Raw genomic sequence first — 19888 nt, 5'->3', positions numbered from 1 at the left:
CCGGAGCCTGGCGGAACCAACGCCCGACGCAACGCCGGGCGAGCTCGAGCCTTCGCTACTTGGCCTTTTCCAGGATCTCCACGATCCGCCAACGCTTGGTGGCGCTCAGCGGCCGGGTCTCCATGATGAGAACCCGGTCACCGGTGCCAGCGGCGTTCTGCTCGTCGTGCACCTTCAGCTTGCTGGTACGGCGCATGATCTTGCCGTACAGCGCGTGCCGAACCCGGTCCTCGACCTCGACCACGACGGTCTTGTCCATCTTGTCGCTGACCACCAGGCCCTCACGGACCTTGCGGCGGGACCGCGCGGCGGCGGTGGCGGTCTCTTCGGTCATGATGCAGTCACCTCAGTCGGCGCGGCCGAGAGCCCCAGCTCGCGCTCGCGCATGATCGTGTAGATCCGGGCGATCTCCCGACGGATGACCTGCAACCGCCGGTTGTTGTCCAGCTGCCCGGTTGCGGCCTGCACGCGGAGGTTGAACAGCTCCGCCTTGGCCTCCCGCAGCTTCGTGACCAGCTCCTCCTCGGAGAGCTCACGCAGCTCGGTCGCCTTAACGCCCGCTGCCATCAGGATTCACCCACTTCGCGCGTAACAATGCGGCACTTCATCGGGAGCTTGTGGATCGCGCGACGCATGGCCTCTCGCGCGATCTGCTCGTTGGGGAAGGACATCTCGAAGAGAACCCGCCCCGGCTTGACGTTGGCGACCCACCACTCGGGCGAACCCTTACCGGAACCCATCCGGGTCTCGGCAGGCTTCTTGGTGAGGGCCTGGTCCGGGAAGATCGTGATCCAGACCTTGCCACCACGCTTGATGTGGCGAGTCATCGCGATACGTGCCGACTCGATCTGCCGGTTCGTCACGTACGCCGGCTCGAGAGCCTGGATCCCGAACTCGCCGAACACCACCCGGTTACCACCCTTGGACGCGCCACTGCGGTCCGGGTGGTGCGGCTTGCGGAAGCCCTTCGGGGGCTTGCGCGGCATCAGCATCTGTCAGCCCTCCTGCTGCGTTTCTGCCGGAGCAGCAGCGGCGGCGACAGCTGCGCTGTCGACCGGCTCACCGCTCGGCGTCTCGGCCTGCTGCGCGATGGTGGTCGCAGCAGCCCGACCGGCCTCGGTGCCACCAGCCGTGGTGCCGGACGAACCCGACCGGCCACGGCGCGGACGCTCGGGACGGTCGCCGCGCTCACCACGACGCGGGCGGGACGGACCGGCCTCGGCCGGAGCCTCCCGGCCCGGGACGGCGTCGCCCTTGTAGATCCAGACCTTCACACCGATCCGACCGAACGTGGTACGGGCCTCGAAGAAGCCGTACTCGATGTTGGCCCGCAGCGTGTGCAGCGGAACCCGGCCCTCACGGTAGAACTCGGTCCGGCTCATCTCGGCGCCGCCGAGGCGACCCGAAACCTGAACCCGGATGCCCTTGCAGACCGGGTTCTTCATCGCCGACTGCATGGCCTTGCGCATCGCCCGACGGAAGCTGACCCGGCTGGACAGCTGCTCGGCCACGCCCTGCGCGACCAGCTGAGCGTCCGACTCGGGGTTCTTCACCTCGATGATGTTCAGCTGAACCTGCTTGCCGGTGAGCTTCTCAAGCTCGCCGCGGATCCGGTCGGCCTCCGCACCCTTACGGCCGATGACGATGCCCGGCCGGGCGGTGTGGATGTCGACCCGGACCCGGTCGCGGGTGCGCTCGATGTCGACCTTGGAAATCCCGGCACGCTCGAGGCCCTTGGACATCATGCGGCGGATCTTGACATCCTCGCCGATGTAGTCCTTGTAGAGCTTGTCCGCGAACCAGCGGGACTTCCAGTCGGTCGAGATGCCGAGCCGGAACCCAGTGGGGTGAACCTTCTGACCCATTACTCGGCGTCCTCCGTCTTGCTCTGCGCTTCGGCCGGTGCGGCCTCCGTGGCCGGGGCGGCCTTCTTAGCCGCGGCCTTCCTCGGTGCTGCCGGCGCGACCGCTTCGACCGCCACGGTGATGTGGCACGTGCGCTTGCGGATGCGGTAGGCCCGACCCTGGGCCCGCGGCTGGAACCGCTTCATCGTCGGGCCCTCGTCCACGAAGGCCTCGCTGACGAGCAGCGCGTCGGGGTCCAGCCGCTCGTTGTTCTCCGCGTTGGCGATCGCGCTAGCGAGCACCTTGTACACCTGCTCGCTCGCAGCCTGCGGCGCGAACTGCAGCACCGTGAGCGCCTCCTTCGCGGGCAGGCCGCGGACGAGGTTGACCACCCGGCGCGCCTTCATCGGCGAGATGCGCACGTGCCGCGCAACCGCCCGCGCGCCCGGAAGCACCGGAGCGTCGCCCTTTCCTGGCATCGCTGTAACCCCTTGTTCCCTCTATCCGTATGCCCGCGGCGTCAGCGCCGACGGCTCTTCCGGTCGTCCTTCTCGTGACCCTTGAACGTGCGGGTCAGCGCGAACTCGCCGAGCTTGTGCCCGACCATCGCCTCGGTCACGAACACCGGGACGTGCTTGCGTCCGTCGTGCACGGCGATCGTGTGCCCCAGCATCTCGGGGATGATCGTCGAGCGCCGCGACCAGGTCTTGATCACGTTCTTGGAGCCCTTGTCGTTCTGAACTTCCACCTTCTTGAGCAGGTGGTCGTCGACGAACGGGCCCTTCTTCAGGCTGCGAGGCATGTCTTATCTCCCTCAGCCGCGCTTACGCGTGGCGTAGCGACGGCGGACGATCAGCCGGTCACTCGGCTGGCCCTTACGGCGGGTGCGGCCCTCGGGCTTACCCTGCGGGTTGACCGGGTGGCGACCACCGGAGGTCTTACCCTCACCACCACCGTGCGGGTGGTCGACCGGGTTCATGGCGACACCACGGACGGTCGGGCGCTTGCCCTTCCACCGCATCCGGCCGGCCTTACCCCAGTTGATGTTCGACTGGTCGGCGTTGCCGATCTCGCCGATGCTGGCGCGGCAGCGCACGTCGACCCGCCGGATCTCACCGGACGGCATACGCAGGGTCGCGTACGCGCCCTCACGGCCGAGCAGCTGGATGCCGACGCCGGCGGAACGGGCCAGCTTGGCCCCGCCACCCGGACGCAGCTCCACGTTGTGGATGGTGGTACCGACCGGGATGTTGCGCAGCGGCAGGTTGTTACCCGGCTTGATGTCGGCGCCCGGGCCGGACTCGACGCGGTCGCCCTGCTTCATGTCCTTCGGCGCGATGATGTACCGCTTCTCGCCGTCGGCGTAGTGCAGCAGCGCGATACGCGCGGTGCGGTTCGGGTCGTACTCGATGTGAGCGACCTTCGCCGGCACGCCGTCCTTGTCGACCCGCTTGAAGTCGATCAGACGGTACTGGCGCTTGTGACCGCCGCCGTGGTGCCGCGTGGTGATCCGGCCGTGGGCGTTACGCCCGCCCTTCTTCGGCAACGGAGCCAGCAGCGACTTCTCCGGCGTGGACCGGGTGATCTCGGCGAAGTCAGCGACACTCGAGCCACGTCGGCCCGGCGTCGTCGGCTTGTACTTACGGATAGCCATTGTCTACACCCCTCAGCTGACCGGGCCGCCGAAGGCCTCGATGCGGTCACCGTCAGCCAGCTTCACGATCGCCCGCTTGGTCGCCTTGCGCTGACCGAAGCCGGTCTTGGTGCGCTTGCGCTTACCCTGGCGGTTGAGCGTGTTGACCGTCAGGACGCGGACGTTGAAGATCTGCTGGATAGCGATCTTGATCTCGGTCTTGTTCGCGTCCGGGTGCACCAGGAAGGTGTACCAGTTCCGGTTCAGCTCGCTGTAGCTCTTCTCCGAGACGACCGGCGCAACGATGATGTCGCGCGGATCGGCGATGGTGCTCACTTGCCACCCTCCTCGGTGGTCTCGGCGGGCACGCCCAGGAACTCGTCCAGGGCGTCCTTGGTGAAGACCACGTCGTCGGCCACCAGCACGTCGTACGTGTTCAGCTGGCCGGACTCGATCAGGTGCACCCGCGGCTCGTTGCGCAGCGACACCCAGTTCAGTTCGTCGGTGCTGCTCAGCACCACCAGGACCCGACGGGCCTCGGTGAGCTTGGTCAGCGTGGCCAGGGCCGCCTTGGTCGACGGCTTCTCGCCCGAGACGAACGCCTCGACGACGTGCACCTGCCCGGCGCGGGCCCGGTCGGAGAGGGCACCGCGCAGAGCGGCGGCCTTCATCTTCTTCGGGGTCCGCTGGCTGTAGTCGCGCGGCACGGGACCGTGCACGACGCCACCGCCGGCGAACTGCGGCGCGCGGATCGAGCCCTGCCGGGCGCGACCGGTGCCCTTCTGCTTGTACGGCTTCTTGCCGCCACCGGCGACCTCGCCGCGGGTCTTGGCCTTGTGCGTGCCCTGTCGGGCCGCCGCGAGCTGGGCCACCACGACCTGGTGCATCAGCGCGACGTTGGCCTGCACGTCGAAGATGTCCGCCGGCAGCTCGACCGAGCCACTGGTGGTGCCTTCGACGGTGCGCACGTCAACGGTGGTCACTTGGCCGCACCGCCCTTCTTCACCTTGCTCTTGGCCGCGGTACGGACCAGAACGAGCGCGCCCTTCGGACCAGGAATGGCACCCCGGACGAGCAGCAGGTTGTTCTCGGTGTCGACCGCCTGGACGGTGAGGTTCTGCACGGTGTACCGCACGCCACCCATCCGGCCGGCCATCCGGGTGCCCTTGAAGACACGACCCGGAGTGGCGCAGGCGCCGATGGAGCCGGGCGAGCGGTGCTTGCGCTCGACACCGTGGCTGGCGCGCAGACCGTGGAAGCCGTGCCGCTTCATCGGGCCGGCGTAGCCCTTGCCCTTGGTCTTGCCGGTGACGTCGATGGTGACGCCGGCCGGGAACTCCTCGACAGTGACTTCCTGGCCGAGCGAGTATTCCCCAGCGTCGGTGGTGCGCAGCTCGACGATGTGCCGGCGCGGCGCCACGTCCGCCTTGGCGTAGTGACCGCTGATCGGCTTCTTGACCTTGCGCGGGTCGATGGTGCCGTACGCCAGCTGGACCGCGGAGTAACCGTCCTTCTCGGCGCTACGAACCTGGCTGATGACGCACGGGCCGGCCTCGACCACGGTCACGGGAACAACACGGTTGTTGTCCCAGACCTGGGTCATGCCGAGCTTGGCGCCCAGGATCCCCTTGACTTGCCTGTCCATTTGTCCGGTCCCTACAGCTTGATCTCGATGTCGACGCCAGCCGGCAGGTCGAGGCGCATGAGCGAGTCGACCGTCTTCGGGGTCGGGTCGATGATGTCGATCAGCCGCTTGTGCGTGCGCATCTCGAAGTGCTCGCGCGAGTCCTTGTACTTGTGCGGCGAGCGGATAACGCAGAAACGGTTGATCTCCGTGGGCAGCGGCACCGGGCCCGCGACCTGCGCCCCGGTGCGCGTCACCGTCTCGACGATCTTCCGAGCCGAGGAGTCGACGACCTCGTGGTCATAGGCCTTGAGCCGGATGCGGATCTTCTGTCCCGCCATGGTGGCTTCTGTTCCTTCTCTCGATGCCGCTGTGTTGCGGGCGCCTGTACCGGCTGGCACAGGCCCACTTCGCCGACCCCCGCGGTCGGGCGTGTCGCGCCCTCGGGCCGAGCTCCGCCCCGTGGTTCCGGAGTGGTGCTGACCGCGCGGTGGGTCAAGGCGCCGATCGCATTACCGCGACCTGAACGCCGTGCGAGGGTGGTTGGCGACTGGGCCGCCAACCACCCTACGCTCGACTGCCTCGCCACCCGGAGGTTCAGCGAAAGCCGAACACAGGCGACGAACTGTCGTTACGCAACCTGACTAGTATGCCGCACGACCGGCGGCGGGTCTAATCGGGGTTACCTAGCTCACTTGTTGATCTTGGTGACGAACCCGGCGCCGACGGTGCGGCCACCCTCGCGGATCGCGAACTTGAGGTTCTCCTCCATGGCGATGGGCTGGATCAGCTTCACCGACATGGAGGTGTTGTCACCCGGCATGACCATCTCGGTGCCCTCGGGGAGGGTGACGACACCGGTGACGTCAGTGGTCCGGAAGTAGAACTGCGGACGGTAGTTCTGGAAGAACGGGGTGTGCCGGCCGCCCTCCTCCTTGGAGAGGATGTAGACCGTCGCCTCGAACTCCGTGTGCGGGGTGTTCGAGCCCGGCTTCACGACGACCATGCCGCGCTCGACCTCGTCGCGCTTGGTACCACGCAGCAGCAGGCCGACGTTCTCACCTGCGCGGGCGTCGTCCAGGGTCTTCCGGAACATCTCGATCGCGGTGACCTTGGTCTTGAAGCTCTTCTCCTTGATACCGACGAGCTCAACATCCTCGTTCGGCAGGAGAACGCCGCGCTCCACGCGACCGGTGACGACGGTGCCACGACCGGTGATCGTGAAGACGTCCTCAACCGGCATCAGGAACGGCTTGTCAACCTCGCGCTCCGGCTGCGGGATCGAGGTGTCGACAGCGGTCATCAGCTCCAGCAGCTTGCCGGTCCACTCGGGGTCACCCTCGAGGGCCTTCAGCGCCGAAACCCGAACGACCGGCAGGTCGTCACCCGGGTACTCCTGCGAGGAGAGCAGCTCACGGACCTCGAGCTCGACGAGCTCCAGGAGCTCCTCGTCATCGACCATGTCGCTCTTGTTGAGCGCCACGACGATGTACGGCACACCGACCTGACGGGCCAGCAGCACGTGCTCGCGGGTCTGCGGCATCGGGCCGTCAGTCGCCGCCACCACCAGGATCGCGCCGTCCATCTGCGCGGCACCGGTGATCATGTTCTTGATGTAGTCGGCGTGCCCAGGGCAGTCGACGTGCGCGTAGTGCCGCGACTCGGTCTGGTACTCGACGTGCGCGATCGAGATCGTGATGCCGCGGGCCTTCTCCTCCGGCGCCTTGTCGATCTCGTCGAACGGCGTGTAGGGGTTCAGGTCCGGGTACTGGTCGTGCAGGACCTTGGTGATGGCCGCCGTCAGCGTCGTCTTACCGTGGTCGATGTGACCAATGGTGCCGATGTTGACGTGCGGCTTAGTCCGCTCGAACTTAGCCTTCGCCACTGGTGTCCTCCTGTGGACTTCTTGGTTCGTACGCCCGGCGCGCCGGTCGGCGCTTAGGACTCTGTCGACAGCCTTTCCGGCCTGACGGCCGGAGAGCCTTTGTGGGTTCTGCGGCGATGAAGCCTACAGGCCCGGTCTCACGCGATCCGATCGTGGTGGCCGCGGGCGGGTGAAACCTCCCGCGACCAACCACGAATCACCTGCTCAGGGTGCTACTCGCCCGTCGCCTTGGCGATGATCTCCTTGGCCACCGAGGCCGGAACCTCGGCGTAGGAGTCGAACTGCATGCTGTAGCTCGCCCGGCCCTGGGTCTTCGACCGCAGGTCGCCGACGTAGCCGAACATCTCCGACAACGGCACCAGAGCCCTGACGATGCGGGCGCCACTGCGCTCCTCCATCGCCTGGATCAGGCCGCGGCGGGAGTTGAGGTCGCCGATGACGTCACCCATGTTCTCCTCAGGAGTGGTGACCTCAACGGCCATCATCGGCTCAAGGAGTGCGGGATCGGCCTTGCGGGCCGCGTCCTTCATCACCATGGAGCCGGCGATCTTGAATGCCATTTCCGACGAGTCGACCTCGTGGTACTGGCCGTCCAGCAGGGTCAGCTTCACGCCGACCAGCGGGAAGCCGGCGAGGATGCCGTACTGCATCGCGTCCTGCGCACCCGCGTCCACCGAGGGGATGAACTCCCGGGGGATGCGACCACCGCTGACGGCGTTGGCGAACTCGTAGGTCGGCGAGTCGTTGTCCAGCGGCAGCGGCTCGACGCTCACGATCACGCGGGCGTACTGGCCGGAACCACCGGTCTGCTTCTTGTGGGTGTACTCGACCTTCTCCACCTTGCGGCGGATGGTCTCGCGGTACGCCACCTGCGGCTTGCCGATGTTGGCTTCGACGTTGAACTCGCGGCGCATCCGGTCGACCAGGATGTCCAGGTGCAGCTCGCCCATGCCGGAGATGACCGTCTGACCGGTCTCCTCGTCCAGCTTGACGCGGAAGGTCGGGTCCTCCTCGGCCAGCCGCTGGATGGCGGTGCTGAGCTTCTCCTGGTCGGCCTTGGTCTTCGGCTCGATGGCGACCTCGATGACCGGCTCCGGGAAGGTCATCGACTCCAGGATGACCGGGTTCGCCGGGTCGGACAGCGTGTCACCGGTGGTGGTCTGCTTGAGACCCTGCACCGCGATGATGTCGCCAGCCTGGGCCGAGCTGCGCTCTTCCCGCTTGTTGGCGTGCATCTGGTAGATCTTGCCGATGCGCTCCTTGCGGTCCTTGGTGGAGTTGACCACCTGGGTGCCGGTCTCGACCACGCCGGAGTAGACCCGGACGTAGGTGAGCTTGCCAAGGTGCTTGTCGGTCTGGATCTTGAAGGCCAGACCGGAGAACGGCTCCGACTTCGAGGGCTTACGCACCAGCGGGGTCTCACCGTCGGTGGCCGTACCCTCGATCGCCGGAACGTCCAGCGGCGACGGCAGGAAGTCGACCACGGCGTCGAGCATGGGCTGGACGCCCTTGTTCTTGAACGCCGAGCCGCAGAGCACCGGGTTGGCCTTGCCGGCGATGGTGGCACGCCGGATGGCGGCCTTGATCTCCTCGACGGAGACCTCTTCGCCCTCCAGGTACTTCTCCATCACCGCGTCGTCGACGTCGGCGAGGGTCTCCATCAGCTTCTCGCGCCACTCGGCAGCGGAGTCGGCCAGGTCGGCCGGGATCTCCTCAACCGCGTAGTCCTCACCCTTCTGGGTCTCCCCACGCCAGGTGAGGGCGCGCATGCCGATCAGGTCGACGACACCGATGTGGTCACCCTCGAGCCCGATCGGGATCTGGAGCACCAGCGGGGTGGCGTTCAGCCGGTCGATCATCATCTGCACGCAGCGGAAGAAGTCGGCACCGGTCCGGTCGAGCTTGTTGACGAAGCACATCCGCGGGACGTTGTACTTGTCGGCCTGCCGCCAGACGTTCTCCGTCTGCGGCTCCACGCCGGCGACACCGTCGTAGACCGCGACCGCACCATCCAGGACCCGCAGCGACCGCTCGACCTCGACCGTGAAGTCGACGTGACCCGGCGTGTCGATGATCTGGATCGTGTGGCCCTTCCACTCACACTTGGTGGCAGCGGAGGTGATGGTGATGCCACGCTCCTGCTCCTGCTCCATCCAGTCCATGACGGCAGCGCCCTCGTGGACCTCACCGATCTTGTACGTGATACCGGTGTAGAACAGGATTCGCTCGGTGGTCGTGGTCTTACCGGCATCGATGTGCGCCATGATGCCGATGTTGCGTACGTTGGCGAGCGCGTCTGCGGCGGCCACTTCAATCCCTACTTATCGTCGTCTCGACTCAACTGGTGGCGGTTCCGGCGCCCGTAGGCGCCGGAACCAGGGTGTTACCAGCGGTAGTGCGCGAAGGCCTTGTTCGACTCGGCCATCTTGTGCGTGTCCTCGCGCCGCTTGACGGCGGCACCGAGGCCGTTGCTCGCGTCCAGCAGCTCGTTCATCAGCCGCTCGACCATGGTCTTCTCGCGCCGGGCGCGGGAGTAGGTGACCAGCCAGCGCAGGCCCAGGGTGGTCGCCCGGGTCGGGCGGACCTCGACCGGAACCTGGTAGGTGGCGCCACCGACCCGGCGGCTACGCACCTCGAGGGTCGGCTTGACGTTGTCCATCGCCCGCTTGAGGGTGACGACCGGGTCGGTGCCGGACTTCTCGCGGCAGCCCTCGAGGGCCGCGTACACGATGGACTCGGCGAGCTGACGCTTGCCGCGGAGCAGGATCTTGTTCACCAGCTGGGTGACCAGCGGCGAGTTGTACACCGGGTCAGCGACCAGCGGCCGCCGCGGAGCGGGTCCCTTACGCGGCATGTCAGCTCTTCTCCTTCTTCGCGCCGTAACGGCTGCGCGCCTGCTTGCGGTTGCGGACACCCTGGGTGTCCAGCGAGCCGCGAACGATCTTGTAACGCACGCCGGGGAGGTCCTTCACCCGGCCACCGCGGACGAGCACGATCGAGTGCTCCTGCAGGTTGTGACCGACGCCGGGGATGTAGGCGGTCACCTCGATCTGGCTGCTGAGCTTCACGCGAGCGACCACGCCGCGCCGCTGAGGGGAACCCTTCAGCGCCGGGGTCTTGGTCTTGGTCGTCTTCGCCTGGCGGCCCTTTCGGACCAGCTGCTGGATCGTGGGCACCGGGTTTCTCCGCTCCCTTCGGCCGCATCCGCGGCCGCGCCGTCTGCTCGTTAGCCGGCCTGATGACCGGCTCTCCTACATTCCGACCAGGGCCACCTTGCGGAGACCCCGGCACCCGCGGTCGGGCGTGTCGCCCTCGTCACGGTCCCGTTGCGACGCTCTCGCGTGCGTACCGGGTTTTGTCACCGGCACGCGGGTCGCCCCGCCCCGGATCCTTGGCTTGTCGTGCCGCCGTCCGTAAGCCGGTAACAGCGCACGCACGAGTTGCCCGGGCATGCCCGGGCACAAGGGGAAAGAGTACCTACCACAACCGCCCAGGTCAAAACGGAATGGCCCGGCGGCAGTCTCACACCCGCCAGCCGTATCTCGTCCTGCCCGGTCGCCCGCGATGGGCACCTACGAATACAAGTGTACCGGCTCTCCCGCAGAAGCACCCATCGCCCCCGGGCGGACCGGAAGCCTTCCGCGGGAAACCCCCGTCAGGTGTCGGATCTGTCGATGATCACTTTCAGGTCAGTGCGAGCAGCAGGGCCAGGCCCAGGCCCAGCGCACTGAGCACCGCCCCCACCGCGCCGCAGCTGATCCCCGCCATCGCCAGCCCACGCCCGGTGAACTGGACCGCGGAGGGCGCGGCCGGCCGACCGATCTGCCGCCGGCCGAGCAGCCCGACGACGACCGCCGCACCGCCGGCCAGCACACCCAGCGCGGCGAACGCTCCGGAGGCCCAGGCACCGCCGTCGTTCATGAAGGCCACCCCGAAGCAGATCACCAGTAACGACACCAGGACCGACGCGATCCCCGCCACCAGCGCTCCGATGGCCAGCCCGGAGGTGACCGGCGCCACGTCCAGGTGCACGACACCGAACGGCGTGCCCGACACCGACTCCACCCGCTTCGGCGGCCGGCGTTGGTCGTCGGTGGGTGGCGCAACCGAGCGCCCCGGCGAGCCACCCCACCCGGGACCGTGCCCCGACGGCGGACCCCACCCGTACGGCGTTCCCGGTACACCTGCCGGCGGACCCCAACCCTGCGGCGCCCCCGGCCCCGACGACGGCGGACCCCAGCCATGCGGTGCTCCGGGCCCACCTGCCGGCGGACCCCAACCCTGCGGCGCCCCCGACCCCGACGACGGCGGACCCCAGCCGTACGGCGTTCCCGGCCCACCTGCCGGCGGACCCCAACCCTGCGGCGCCCCCGACCCCGACGACGGCGGACCCCACCCGTACGGCGTTCCCGGCCCGGATGACGGCGGACCCCAGCCCTGCGGCGTCGAGGTCGGCGTGCTGGAGACCGGGTGCGGCTGGCCGGAGCCGGGCGTCGAGGTCGTGCCCCAGCCGGGGTACGGCCCCGCAGCGGGCGGCGCATCCGGGGTGGGCACCGGAGGGTGCTCCGCACCGCCCGGGCCCGGCCGCGCCCAGTCACTCGGCTCGGACGCAGGAGCCGGCGTGTCCGCAGGGGGGCCGTCCGGTTCGTCCGCAGGGGGCCGCGCCGGTTCCGTCACGAGGTCCTCCTGTCGAAAGGCCGCCACCGCCACGCGGCGGACACCGGCCAGGCTACCGCCGCGAGCGCCGCCACCCGCGCCGGGCGCGGCCACCGGCGGCCTCAGTCCATGTTCGCCGGGTAGTCGTGGCCGAACGGGGCACCGGCCAGCCGGACCACCCCGATGACCACAGCGGCCACCACGCTGACCGCGACCAGCACCAGACCGGTCCAGGCCATCCGCTCCCCCCGCCGCAGCCACACGCTGCCGGTCAGGAAACCCCCCGACGCGTACGCCTCGCGGCGCGCCTGCCGGGCCAGTTGCAGGGCCACGGTGGCCGGCACCACGCCTCCGATGAACAACCCGGTCAGCATGCCGAGCAGGCCGAGCGCGAAGACCGCCCGTGCCTTCGTGGCGCGGGCCGGGTCCGGGTCCAGCGGGTGACGCAGGTCCGGCTGGGCGACGGACACCTGCCCGGGTGCTGTCGTCATACCCCCATCATGCCGAACCCGGTCGCGGGGTGGGTGGGCACGGACACGACGAGGCCCCCGGCTTTCACCGGGGGCCTCGTCGTGTTACTGGTGCTTAGCGGTACGACCCGAAGTCGAAGTCGTCCAGCGGCACGGCCTGCCCGCTGGCCGGCCCGAACCCGTAGTCGGTCTCCGGGTAACCGGTCATCGAGTAGACCTTGGCCTTCGCCTCCTCGGTCGGCTCGACCCGGACGTTGCGGTACTTGCTGATGCCGGTACCGGCCGGGATGAGCTTTCCGATGATCACGTTCTCCTTGAGGCCGACCAGCGAGTCGCTGCGCGAGTTGATCGCAGCGTCGGTCAGCACCCGGGTGGTCTCCTGGAAGGAGGCCGCCGAGAGCCAGGAGTCGGTGGCCAGCGAGGCCTTGGTGATACCCATCAGCACCGGACGACCGGCGGCGGGCTCGCCGCCCTCCGAGACGAGTCGGCGGTTCTCCGACTCGAACAGCGCCCGGTCGACGAGCACACCCGGCAGGAACTCGGTCGAGCCGGAGTCGATGACCGTCACCCGCTTGAGCATCTGGCGGATGATGATCTCGATGTGCTTGTCGTGGATGAGCACACCCTGCGAGCGGTAGACCTCCTGGACCTCACTGGTCAGGTGGACCTGGACCGCCCGCGGACCCATGATCCGCAGCAGCTCGTGCGGGTCGATGGTGCCCTCGGTCAGCTTCTCGCCGACCGCGACGTGACCGCCGTCGTGGGTCCGGAGCTTGACGCGCTTCGAGATCTTGTCGTAGACGATCTCGTCGCTGCCGTCGTCCGGCACCACGATGATCTTGCGCGAGCGCTCGCCGTCCTCGATCCGGATCCGGCCCGGGGTGTCGGCGATGGGCGCCTTACCCTTCGGGACCCGAGCCTCGAAGATTTCCTGAACACGCGGCAGACCCTGGGTGATGTCCTCACCCGCGACACCACCGGTGTGGAAGGTACGCATCGTCAGCTGCGTACCGGGCTCACCGATGGACTGGGCGGCGATGATGCCGACCGCCTCGCCGATGTCGACCGACTTACCGGTCGGCAGCGACCGGCCGTAGCAGGCCGCGCAGACGCCGAGCTTCGACTCGCAGGTAAGCACGCTGCGCACCCGGACGGTCTCCACACCAGCGGCGACGATCTTGTCGACCCCGATGGAGTTGATGTCCTGCCCGCGCTCGGCGACCACGGTGCCATCCGGCCCCTTGATGTCGTCGGCGAGGGTCCGGGCGTGCACGCTGGTCTCGGCGTGGGTGTGGACGACGAGCTTGCCGTCCAGCTTCTCGCCGATCTGCATCGGGATCGCCCGGTCGGTGCCGCAGTCCTCTTCACGGATGATGACGTCCTGCGAGACGTCCACCAGACGACGGGTCAGGTAACCCGAGTCGGCGGTACGCAGCGCGGTGTCGGCCAGACCCTTGCGGGCACCGTGCGTGGAGATGAAGTACTCCAGCACGGACAGACCCTCCCGGTAGCTGGCCTTGATCGGCCGCGGGATGATCTCGCCCTTGGGGTTGGCCACCAGACCACGGATCGCCGCGATCTGCCGGAGCTGGAGCAGGTTACCGCGAGCACCCGAGTTGATCATCTTCCACAGCGGGTTCTCCTGCGGCAGCGCGGTGTCCATCTCCTTGGCGACCTCGTTGGTCGCCTTGGTCCAGATCTCGATGAGCTCGCCGCGACGCTCCTCGGCGGTCATCAGACCACGCTGGTACTGCTTGTCGATCTGGTCGGCGTCCTTCTCGTACCGGGCCAGGATCTCCGCCTTACGCGGCGGTGCGATGACGTCCTCCATACCGATCGTCACGCCGGACCAGGTGGCCCAGTGGAAACCGGCCTCCTTGAGCCCGTCCAGGGTGGCGGCCAGCGCCACCTTGGGGAAGCGCTCGGCGAGGTCGTTGACGATCGCGGAGAGCTGACCCTTGCGGATCTCGTAGTTCACGAAGCGGTAGCCCTGCGGCAACGTCTCGTTGAACAGCACCCGGCCCAGGGTGGTCTCCACGGTCAGCGGGTCACCCTCGACCCAGCCCTCCGGGGCGGTCCACGCCTCGGCGCCAGCACCGTTGTCGACCCCGACCACGTCACGCAGGCGGATCTTCACCGGCGCCTGCAGGTGCAGCTCGCCGTTGTCGAAGGCCATCCGCGCCTCGGCGTCCGAGCTGAACGCCCGGCCCTCGCCCTTCTCACCAGCGGTGCGGTGGGTGAGGTGGTACAGACCGATGACCATGTCCTGGGTGGGCATGGTGACCGGCTTACCGTCGGCCGGCTTGAGGATGTTGTTCGACGACAGCATCAGGATCCGCGCCTCGGCCTGAGCCTCGGCGGACAGCGGCACGTGCACCGCCATCTGGTCACCGTCGAAGTCGGCGTTGAACGCGGTGCAGACCAGCGGGTGGATCTGGATGGCCTTGCCCTCGACCAGCTGCGGCTCGAAGGCCTGGATGCCCAGGCGGTGCAGGGTCGGCGCCCGGTTGAGCAGCACCGGGTGCTCGCCGATGACCTCTTCCAGCACGTCCCACACGACCGGGCGCTGACGCTCGACCATCCGCTTGGCGGACTTGATGTTCTGGGCGTGGTTGAGGTCGACCAGCCGCTTCATCACGAACGGCTTGAACAGCTCCAGCGCCATCTGCTTGGGCAGACCGCACTGGTGCAGCTTGAGCTTCGGGCCGACCACGATGACCGAACGGCCGGAGTAGTCGACGCGCTTGCCCAGCAGGTTCTGGCGGAACCGGCCCTGCTTGCCCTTGAGCATGTCGGACAGCGACTTGAGCGGGCGGTTACCCGGGCCGGTGACCGGCCGGCCGCGACGGCCGTTGTCGAACAGCGCGTCGACGGCCTCCTGGAGCATCCGCTTCTCGTTGTTGACGATGATCTCGGGCGCGCCGAGGTCGATCAGCCGCTTGAGGCGGTTGTTCCGGTTGATCACGCGGCGGTACAGGTCGTTCAGGTCCGAGGTCGCGAAGCGGCCACCGTCGAGCTGCACCATCGGGCGCAGGTCCGGCGGGATGACCGGGACGCAGTCCAGCACCATGCCGAGCGGCGAGTTGCGGGTGTTCAGGAACGCCGCGACGACCTTGAGTCGCTTGAGCGCCCGGATCTTCCGCTGGCCCTTGCCGGACCGGATGGTCTCCCGCAGGCTCTCGGCCTCCGCGTCGAGGTCCATGTTCTGGACCAGCGCCTTGATCGCCTCGGCGCCCATGGAACCGGTGAAGTACTCACCGAACCGGTCGCGCAGCTCGCGGTAGAGCAGCTCGTCGGTGACCAGCTGCTTCGGCTCCAGCTTGCGGAAGGTGTCCAGCACCTCGTCCAGGCGGTCGATCTCGCGCTGGGCCCGGTCGCGGATCTGGCGCATCTCGCGCTCTCCGCCCTCCTTGACCTTGCGCCGGACGTCCGCCTTGGCACCCTCGGCCTCCAGCTCGGCCAGGTCGGCCTCGAGCTTGGCGGCCCGCTTCTCGATCTCCGAGTCGCGGCTGTTCTCGGACTGCCGCTTCTCGGCCAGGATCTCGTTCTCGATCGTCGAGAGGTCGCGGTGACGCGACTCCGCGTCCACGCTCGTCACGACGTACGAGGCGAAGTAGATGATCTTCTCGAGGTCCTTGGGGGCGAGGTCCAGCAGGTAGCCCAGCCGGCTCGGAACGCCCTTGAAGTACCAGATGTGGGTCACCGGAGCGGCGAGCTCGATGTGCCCCATCCGCTCACGACGGACCTTGGAGCGAGTCACCTCGACGCCGCAGCGCTCACAGATGATGCCCTTGAACCGGACCCGCTTGTACTTACCGCAGTAGCACTCCCAGTCCCGCTGCGGACCGAAGATCTTCTCGCAGAAGAGCCCGTCCTTTTCCGGCTTCAGGGTGCGGTAGTTGATCGTCTCAGGCTTCTTGACCTCGCCGTGCGACCACTGACGGATGTCGTCAGCGGTGGCGAGACCAATGCGCAGCTCGTCGAAGAAGTTGACGTCGAGCACTATGTCCCCTATGTCGTCGTCTGTACTGCTAATTCTCGGGCGGGGTCGGGAGCCGGCGAGCCGGCCCCCGACCGCACACCTCAGACCTCTTCGACCGAGCTCGGCTCGCGCCGGGACAGGTCGATGCCCAGCTCCTCAGCGGCCCGGAACACCTCGTCGTCGGTCTCGCGCATTTCCAGGGCCACACCGTCGCTGGAGAGCACCTCAACGTTGAGGCACAGCGACTGCAGCTCCTTGAGCAGCACCTTGAACGACTCCGGGATGCCCGGCTCCGGGATGTTCTCGCCCTTGACGATGGCCTCGTAGACCTTCACCCGGCCGAGCACGTCGTCGGACTTGATCGTGAGCAGCTCCTGCAGGGCGTAGGCAGCGCCGTACGCCTGCATCGCCCAGCACTCCATCTCACCGAAACGCTGACCACCGAACTGCGCCTTACCACCCAGCGGCTGCTGCGTGATCATCGAGTACGGTCCGGTCGACCGAGCGTGGATCTTGTCGTCGACCAGGTGGTTGAGCTTCAGGATGTAGACGTAGCCGACGGCGATCGGGTCCGGCAGTGGCTCACCGGAACGACCGTCGAACAGCTGCGCCTTGCCGGTACGCCCGATCAGCTGCTTGCCGTCCCGGTTGGGCAGGGTCGACTCGAGCAGGCCGGAGATCTCCTCCTCGCGGGCACCGTCGAAGACCGGGGTGGCCACGTTGGTGTCCCCCTCGGACTCGTGCGCGTCGATCGAGCGCAGCTGGCGCTTCCAGTCGGCGTCGTCACCCTCGACCTTCCAACCGGTCTTGGCGACCCAACCGAGGTGGGTCTCCAGCACCTGGCCGATGTTCATCCGGCTCGGCACACCGAGCGGGTTGAGCACGATGTCGACCGGGGTGCCGTCCTCCAGGAACGGCATGTCCTCGATCGGCAGGATCTTCGAGATGACACCCTTGTTGCCGTGCCGGCCGGCGAGCTTGTCGCCGTCCTGGATCTTGCGCTTCTGGGCGACGTAGACCCGGACCAGCTCGTTGACACCCGGCGGCAACTCGTCGCCGTCCTCGCGGGAGAACGTACGCACACCGATGACCGTGCCGGTCTCGCCGTGCGGCACCTTCAGCGAGGTGTCCCGAACCTCACGCGCCTTCTCACCGAAGATCGCGCGGAGCAGCCGCTCCTCCGGGGTCAGCTCGGTCTCACCCTTGGGCGTGACCTTGCCGACCAGGATGTCGCCGGGGACGACCTCGGCACCGATCCGGATGATGCCGCGCTCGTCGAGGTCAGCGAGCATTTCCTCGCTGACGTTCGGGATGTCGCGGGTGATCTCCTCCGGACCGAGCTTGGTGTCCCGGGCGTCGACCTCGTGCTCCTCGATGTGGATCGAGGTGAGCACGTCCTGCTGCACGAGGCGCTGCGACAGGATGATCGCGTCCTCGTAGTTGTGGCCCTCCCAGCACATGAACGCCACCAGCAGGTTGCGTCCGAGCGCCATCTCGCCCTCGTCGGTGCAGGGACCGTCGGCGATGACCTGACCGGCCTCGACGCGGTCGCCCTCGAAGACCACCGGCTTCTGGTTGACGCAGGAGCCGGCGTTGGAGCGGCGGAACTTGTGCAGCAGGTACGTCCGGCGGTGGCCGTCATCCTGGTGGATGGTGACGTAGTCGGCGCAGAGATCCTCGATCACACCGCCGACCTCGGCGACCACCACGTCGCCAGCGTCGACAGCGGCCCGGTACTCCATGCCCGTACCCACGAGCGGCGCCTCGGCCTTGACCAGCGGCACCGCCTGGCGCTGCATGTTCGCGCCCATCAGTGCCCGGTTGGCGTCGTCGTGCTCGAGGAACGGGATCATGGCGGTCGCGACCGAGGTCATCTGCCGAGGCGAGACGTCCATGTAGTCGACGGCGGCGGGGACCACGTCCTCGGTCTCGCCGCCCTTACGACGGCAGAGCACCCGGTCCTCGGCGAACGTGCCGTCAGCCTTCAGGCGCGCGTTGGCCTGGGCCTTGACGAACCGGTCCTCCTCGTCCGCGGTCAGGTAGTCGATCTGGTCGGTGACCCGACCGTCGACGACCTTCCGGTACGGCGTCTCGATGAAGCCGAACGGGTTGACCCGGGCGAAGGTGGACAGCGCGCCGATCAGGCCGATGTTCGGGCCTTCCGGCGTCTCGATCGGGCACATCCGGCCGTAGTGGGACGGGTGCACGTCGCGGACCTCGAAGCCGGCCCGCTCCCGGGACAGACCACCCGGGCCGAGCGCGCTCAGCCGGCGCCGGTGGGTCAGGCCCGCCAGCGGGTTGGTCTGGTCCATGAACTGGGACAGCTGGGACGTCCCGAAGAACTCCTTGATCGCCGCCACCACCGGGCGGATGTTGATCAGGGTCTGCGGGGTGATCGCCTCGACGTCCTGCGTGGTCATCCGCTCACGGACGACCCGCTCCATCCGGGACAGGCCGACCCGAACCTGGTTCTGGATCAGCTCGCCCACGGTACGGAGCCGCCGGTTGCCGAAGTGGTCGATGTCGTCGGCCTCGTAGCCCTCCTCACCGGCGTGCAGCCGGCACAGGTACTCCACGGTGGCGACGATGTCGTCCTCGGTCAGCGTGCCGGTGGTGATCGGCACGTCGACTTCGAGCTTCTTGTTGAACTTGTAGCGCCCGACCTTGGCGACGTCGTACCTCTTCGGGTTGAAGAAGAGGTTGTCGAGCAGGGTCTGGGCGTTCTCGCGCGTCGGCGGCTCGCCAGGGCGCAGCTTGCGGTAGATGTCGAGCAGCGCCTCATCGGCGCCGGCGATGTGGTCCTTCTCGAGCGTCGTCATCATCAGCTCGGACCACCCGAACCGCTCACGGATCCGCTCGGCCGACCATCCGATGGCCTTGAGCAGGACGGTGACGGCCTGGCGACGCTTACGGTCGATACGTACGCCGACCGTGTCGCGCTTATCGATGTCGAACTCCAGCCAGGCACCCCGACTCGGGATGACCTTGACGCTGGAGAGGTCGCGGTCGGAGGTCTTGTCCGGCTGCTTGTCGAAGTAGACGCCCGGAGACCGGACGAGCTGGCTGACCACGACGCGCTCGGTGCCGTTGATGACGAAGGTGCCCTTGGGCGTCATCATCGGGAAGTCACCCATGAACACCGTCTGGCTCTTGATCTCGCCAGTGGTGTTGTTGGTGAACTCCGCGGTCACGAAGAGCGGAGCGCAGTAGGTCAGGTCCTTCTCCTTGCACTCCTCGATCGAGGCCTTGACCTCGTCGAAGCGCGGCGCTGAGAAGGAGAGCGACATGGTGCCGGAAAAGTCCTCAATGGGACTGATCTCTTCAAGGATCTCCGCGAGACCCGAGCGTGCGTGCGGGTCGTCCGCCGACCGGCCCTGCCAAGCCTCGTTGCCGACGAGCCAGTCGAAGGACTCGTTCTGAATGGCAAGGAGGTTGGGGACCTCGAGGTGTTCGGTGATCCTGCCGAATGAAACTCGGCGGGGAGCGAATGCGCTCGACGTACGACTGGTCTTCGCAGGGCGGGAAGCTGCCAAGATGCGTCCTTCCGAGGACCGGTGCTGCAGAACGGCTGGTACGCGTGCACTCCAATGACCCCACCAGAAATATCCGTAAACGGACATTTCCGAGCAGGGGTCAAGTCGGAAGGCAGCGCAAACTAGCAGTGTAGCCGAGAGGCTAACCGCTGTCCAGCCCACCCCGCAGGTTGTTTGCGGAGCGCTCCTCGGCCCCCGTTACCGGGGTCAGCCGGGCCGCTCAGAACGCAACTCCCCACTGGGCCGCTCGGGTTACCGCGG

At 67.7% G+C, this 19888-nt stretch carries 19 protein-coding genes; all 19 read right to left on the bottom strand.

Annotation, left to right across the window (positions count from 1 at the left end; genetic code table 11):
- Positions 1-55: 55 nt before the first annotated feature.
- The gene (gene rpsQ, locus ACX27O_RS16460) at positions 56-334 is read right to left on the bottom strand and encodes a 30S ribosomal protein S17 (RefSeq protein WP_030329894.1); all 279 of its coding nucleotides are present in this window, start codon (positions 332-334) and stop codon (positions 56-58) included.
- A complete protein-coding gene (gene rpmC, locus ACX27O_RS16455; RefSeq protein WP_007465283.1) occupies positions 331-567 on the bottom strand; it encodes a 50S ribosomal protein L29 in 237 nt (78 codons plus the stop codon). The genes rpsQ and rpmC overlap by 4 nt, the downstream gene beginning before the upstream one ends.
- Positions 567-992: a 50S ribosomal protein L16 gene (rplP, locus tag ACX27O_RS16450; protein ID WP_007465292.1), complete on the bottom strand. Its 426-nt coding sequence runs from the start codon at positions 990-992 to the stop codon at positions 567-569. The genes rpmC and rplP overlap by 1 nt, the downstream gene beginning before the upstream one ends.
- Positions 993-995: 3 nt before the next feature.
- Complete coding sequence (gene rpsC / locus ACX27O_RS16445) at positions 996-1865, bottom strand: 30S ribosomal protein S3 (RefSeq protein ID WP_007465294.1); 870 nt, start codon at positions 1863-1865, stop codon at positions 996-998.
- Entirely contained in the window at positions 1865-2323 is a 459-nt protein-coding gene (gene rplV / locus ACX27O_RS16440) for a 50S ribosomal protein L22 (RefSeq protein WP_007465297.1), read from the bottom strand. The genes rpsC and rplV overlap by 1 nt, the downstream gene beginning before the upstream one ends.
- A 41-nt stretch (positions 2324-2364) precedes the next feature.
- Positions 2365-2646, bottom strand: a complete 282-nt coding sequence (rpsS, locus tag ACX27O_RS16435) for a 30S ribosomal protein S19 (protein WP_007465299.1) — start codon at positions 2644-2646, stop codon at positions 2365-2367.
- A gap of 12 nt (positions 2647-2658) precedes the next feature.
- The gene (gene rplB, locus ACX27O_RS16430) at positions 2659-3498 is read right to left on the bottom strand and encodes a 50S ribosomal protein L2 (RefSeq protein ID WP_030329891.1); all 840 of its coding nucleotides are present in this window, start codon (positions 3496-3498) and stop codon (positions 2659-2661) included.
- 12 nt (positions 3499-3510) lie between these two features.
- Positions 3511-3813: a 50S ribosomal protein L23 gene (gene rplW, locus ACX27O_RS16425; RefSeq protein ID WP_007465304.1), complete on the bottom strand. Its 303-nt coding sequence runs from the start codon at positions 3811-3813 to the stop codon at positions 3511-3513.
- Positions 3810-4460 carry a 50S ribosomal protein L4 gene (gene rplD / locus ACX27O_RS16420; RefSeq protein ID WP_030329890.1) on the bottom strand — a complete coding sequence of 217 codons (651 nt, stop codon included), beginning with the start codon at positions 4458-4460 and terminating at the stop codon, positions 3810-3812. Before rplD ends, rplW begins: the two co-directional genes overlap by 4 nt.
- Positions 4457-5122 carry a 50S ribosomal protein L3 gene (gene rplC, locus ACX27O_RS16415; protein WP_030329888.1) on the bottom strand — a complete coding sequence of 222 codons (666 nt, stop codon included), beginning with the start codon at positions 5120-5122 and terminating at the stop codon, positions 4457-4459. Before rplC ends, rplD begins: the two co-directional genes overlap by 4 nt.
- Positions 5123-5133: 11 nt before the next feature.
- Entirely contained in the window at positions 5134-5442 is a 309-nt protein-coding gene (gene rpsJ, locus ACX27O_RS16410) for a 30S ribosomal protein S10 (RefSeq protein ID WP_007073037.1), read from the bottom strand.
- Between the two features lie 350 nt (positions 5443-5792).
- Positions 5793-6986 carry an elongation factor Tu gene (tuf, locus tag ACX27O_RS16405; protein WP_030329885.1) on the bottom strand — a complete coding sequence of 398 codons (1194 nt, stop codon included), beginning with the start codon at positions 6984-6986 and terminating at the stop codon, positions 5793-5795.
- A 212-nt stretch (positions 6987-7198) separates the two neighbouring features.
- Entirely contained in the window at positions 7199-9295 is a 2097-nt protein-coding gene (fusA, locus tag ACX27O_RS16400) for an elongation factor G (RefSeq protein WP_030329884.1), read from the bottom strand.
- A 74-nt stretch (positions 9296-9369) separates the two neighbouring features.
- The gene (gene rpsG / locus ACX27O_RS16395) at positions 9370-9840 is read right to left on the bottom strand and encodes a 30S ribosomal protein S7 (RefSeq protein WP_007465317.1); all 471 of its coding nucleotides are present in this window, start codon (positions 9838-9840) and stop codon (positions 9370-9372) included.
- Between the two features lies 1 nt (position 9841).
- Positions 9842-10162: a 30S ribosomal protein S12 gene (rpsL, locus tag ACX27O_RS16390; RefSeq protein WP_458939710.1), complete on the bottom strand. Its 321-nt coding sequence runs from the start codon at positions 10160-10162 to the stop codon at positions 9842-9844.
- 508 nt (positions 10163-10670) lie between these two features.
- Entirely contained in the window at positions 10671-11051 is a 381-nt protein-coding gene (locus ACX27O_RS16385; RefSeq protein ID WP_030329882.1) for a hypothetical protein, read from the bottom strand.
- A gap of 713 nt (positions 11052-11764) precedes the next feature.
- Positions 11765-12133, bottom strand: a complete 369-nt coding sequence (locus tag ACX27O_RS16380; protein ID WP_210859764.1) for a hypothetical protein — start codon at positions 12131-12133, stop codon at positions 11765-11767.
- A 94-nt stretch (positions 12134-12227) separates the two neighbouring features.
- Positions 12228-16115, bottom strand: a complete 3888-nt coding sequence (locus ACX27O_RS16375; protein WP_030329878.1) for a DNA-directed RNA polymerase subunit beta' — start codon at positions 16113-16115, stop codon at positions 12228-12230.
- Between the two features lie 80 nt (positions 16116-16195).
- The gene (gene rpoB, locus ACX27O_RS16370) at positions 16196-19627 is read right to left on the bottom strand and encodes a DNA-directed RNA polymerase subunit beta (protein WP_030329876.1); all 3432 of its coding nucleotides are present in this window, start codon (positions 19625-19627) and stop codon (positions 16196-16198) included.
- Positions 19628-19888 lie beyond the last annotated feature (261 nt).

The organism is Micromonospora sp. SD19, assembly GCF_054462275.1.
The sequence above is the reverse complement of the archived record's forward strand: the minus strand, read 5'-3'. Positions and strand labels throughout refer to the sequence as shown.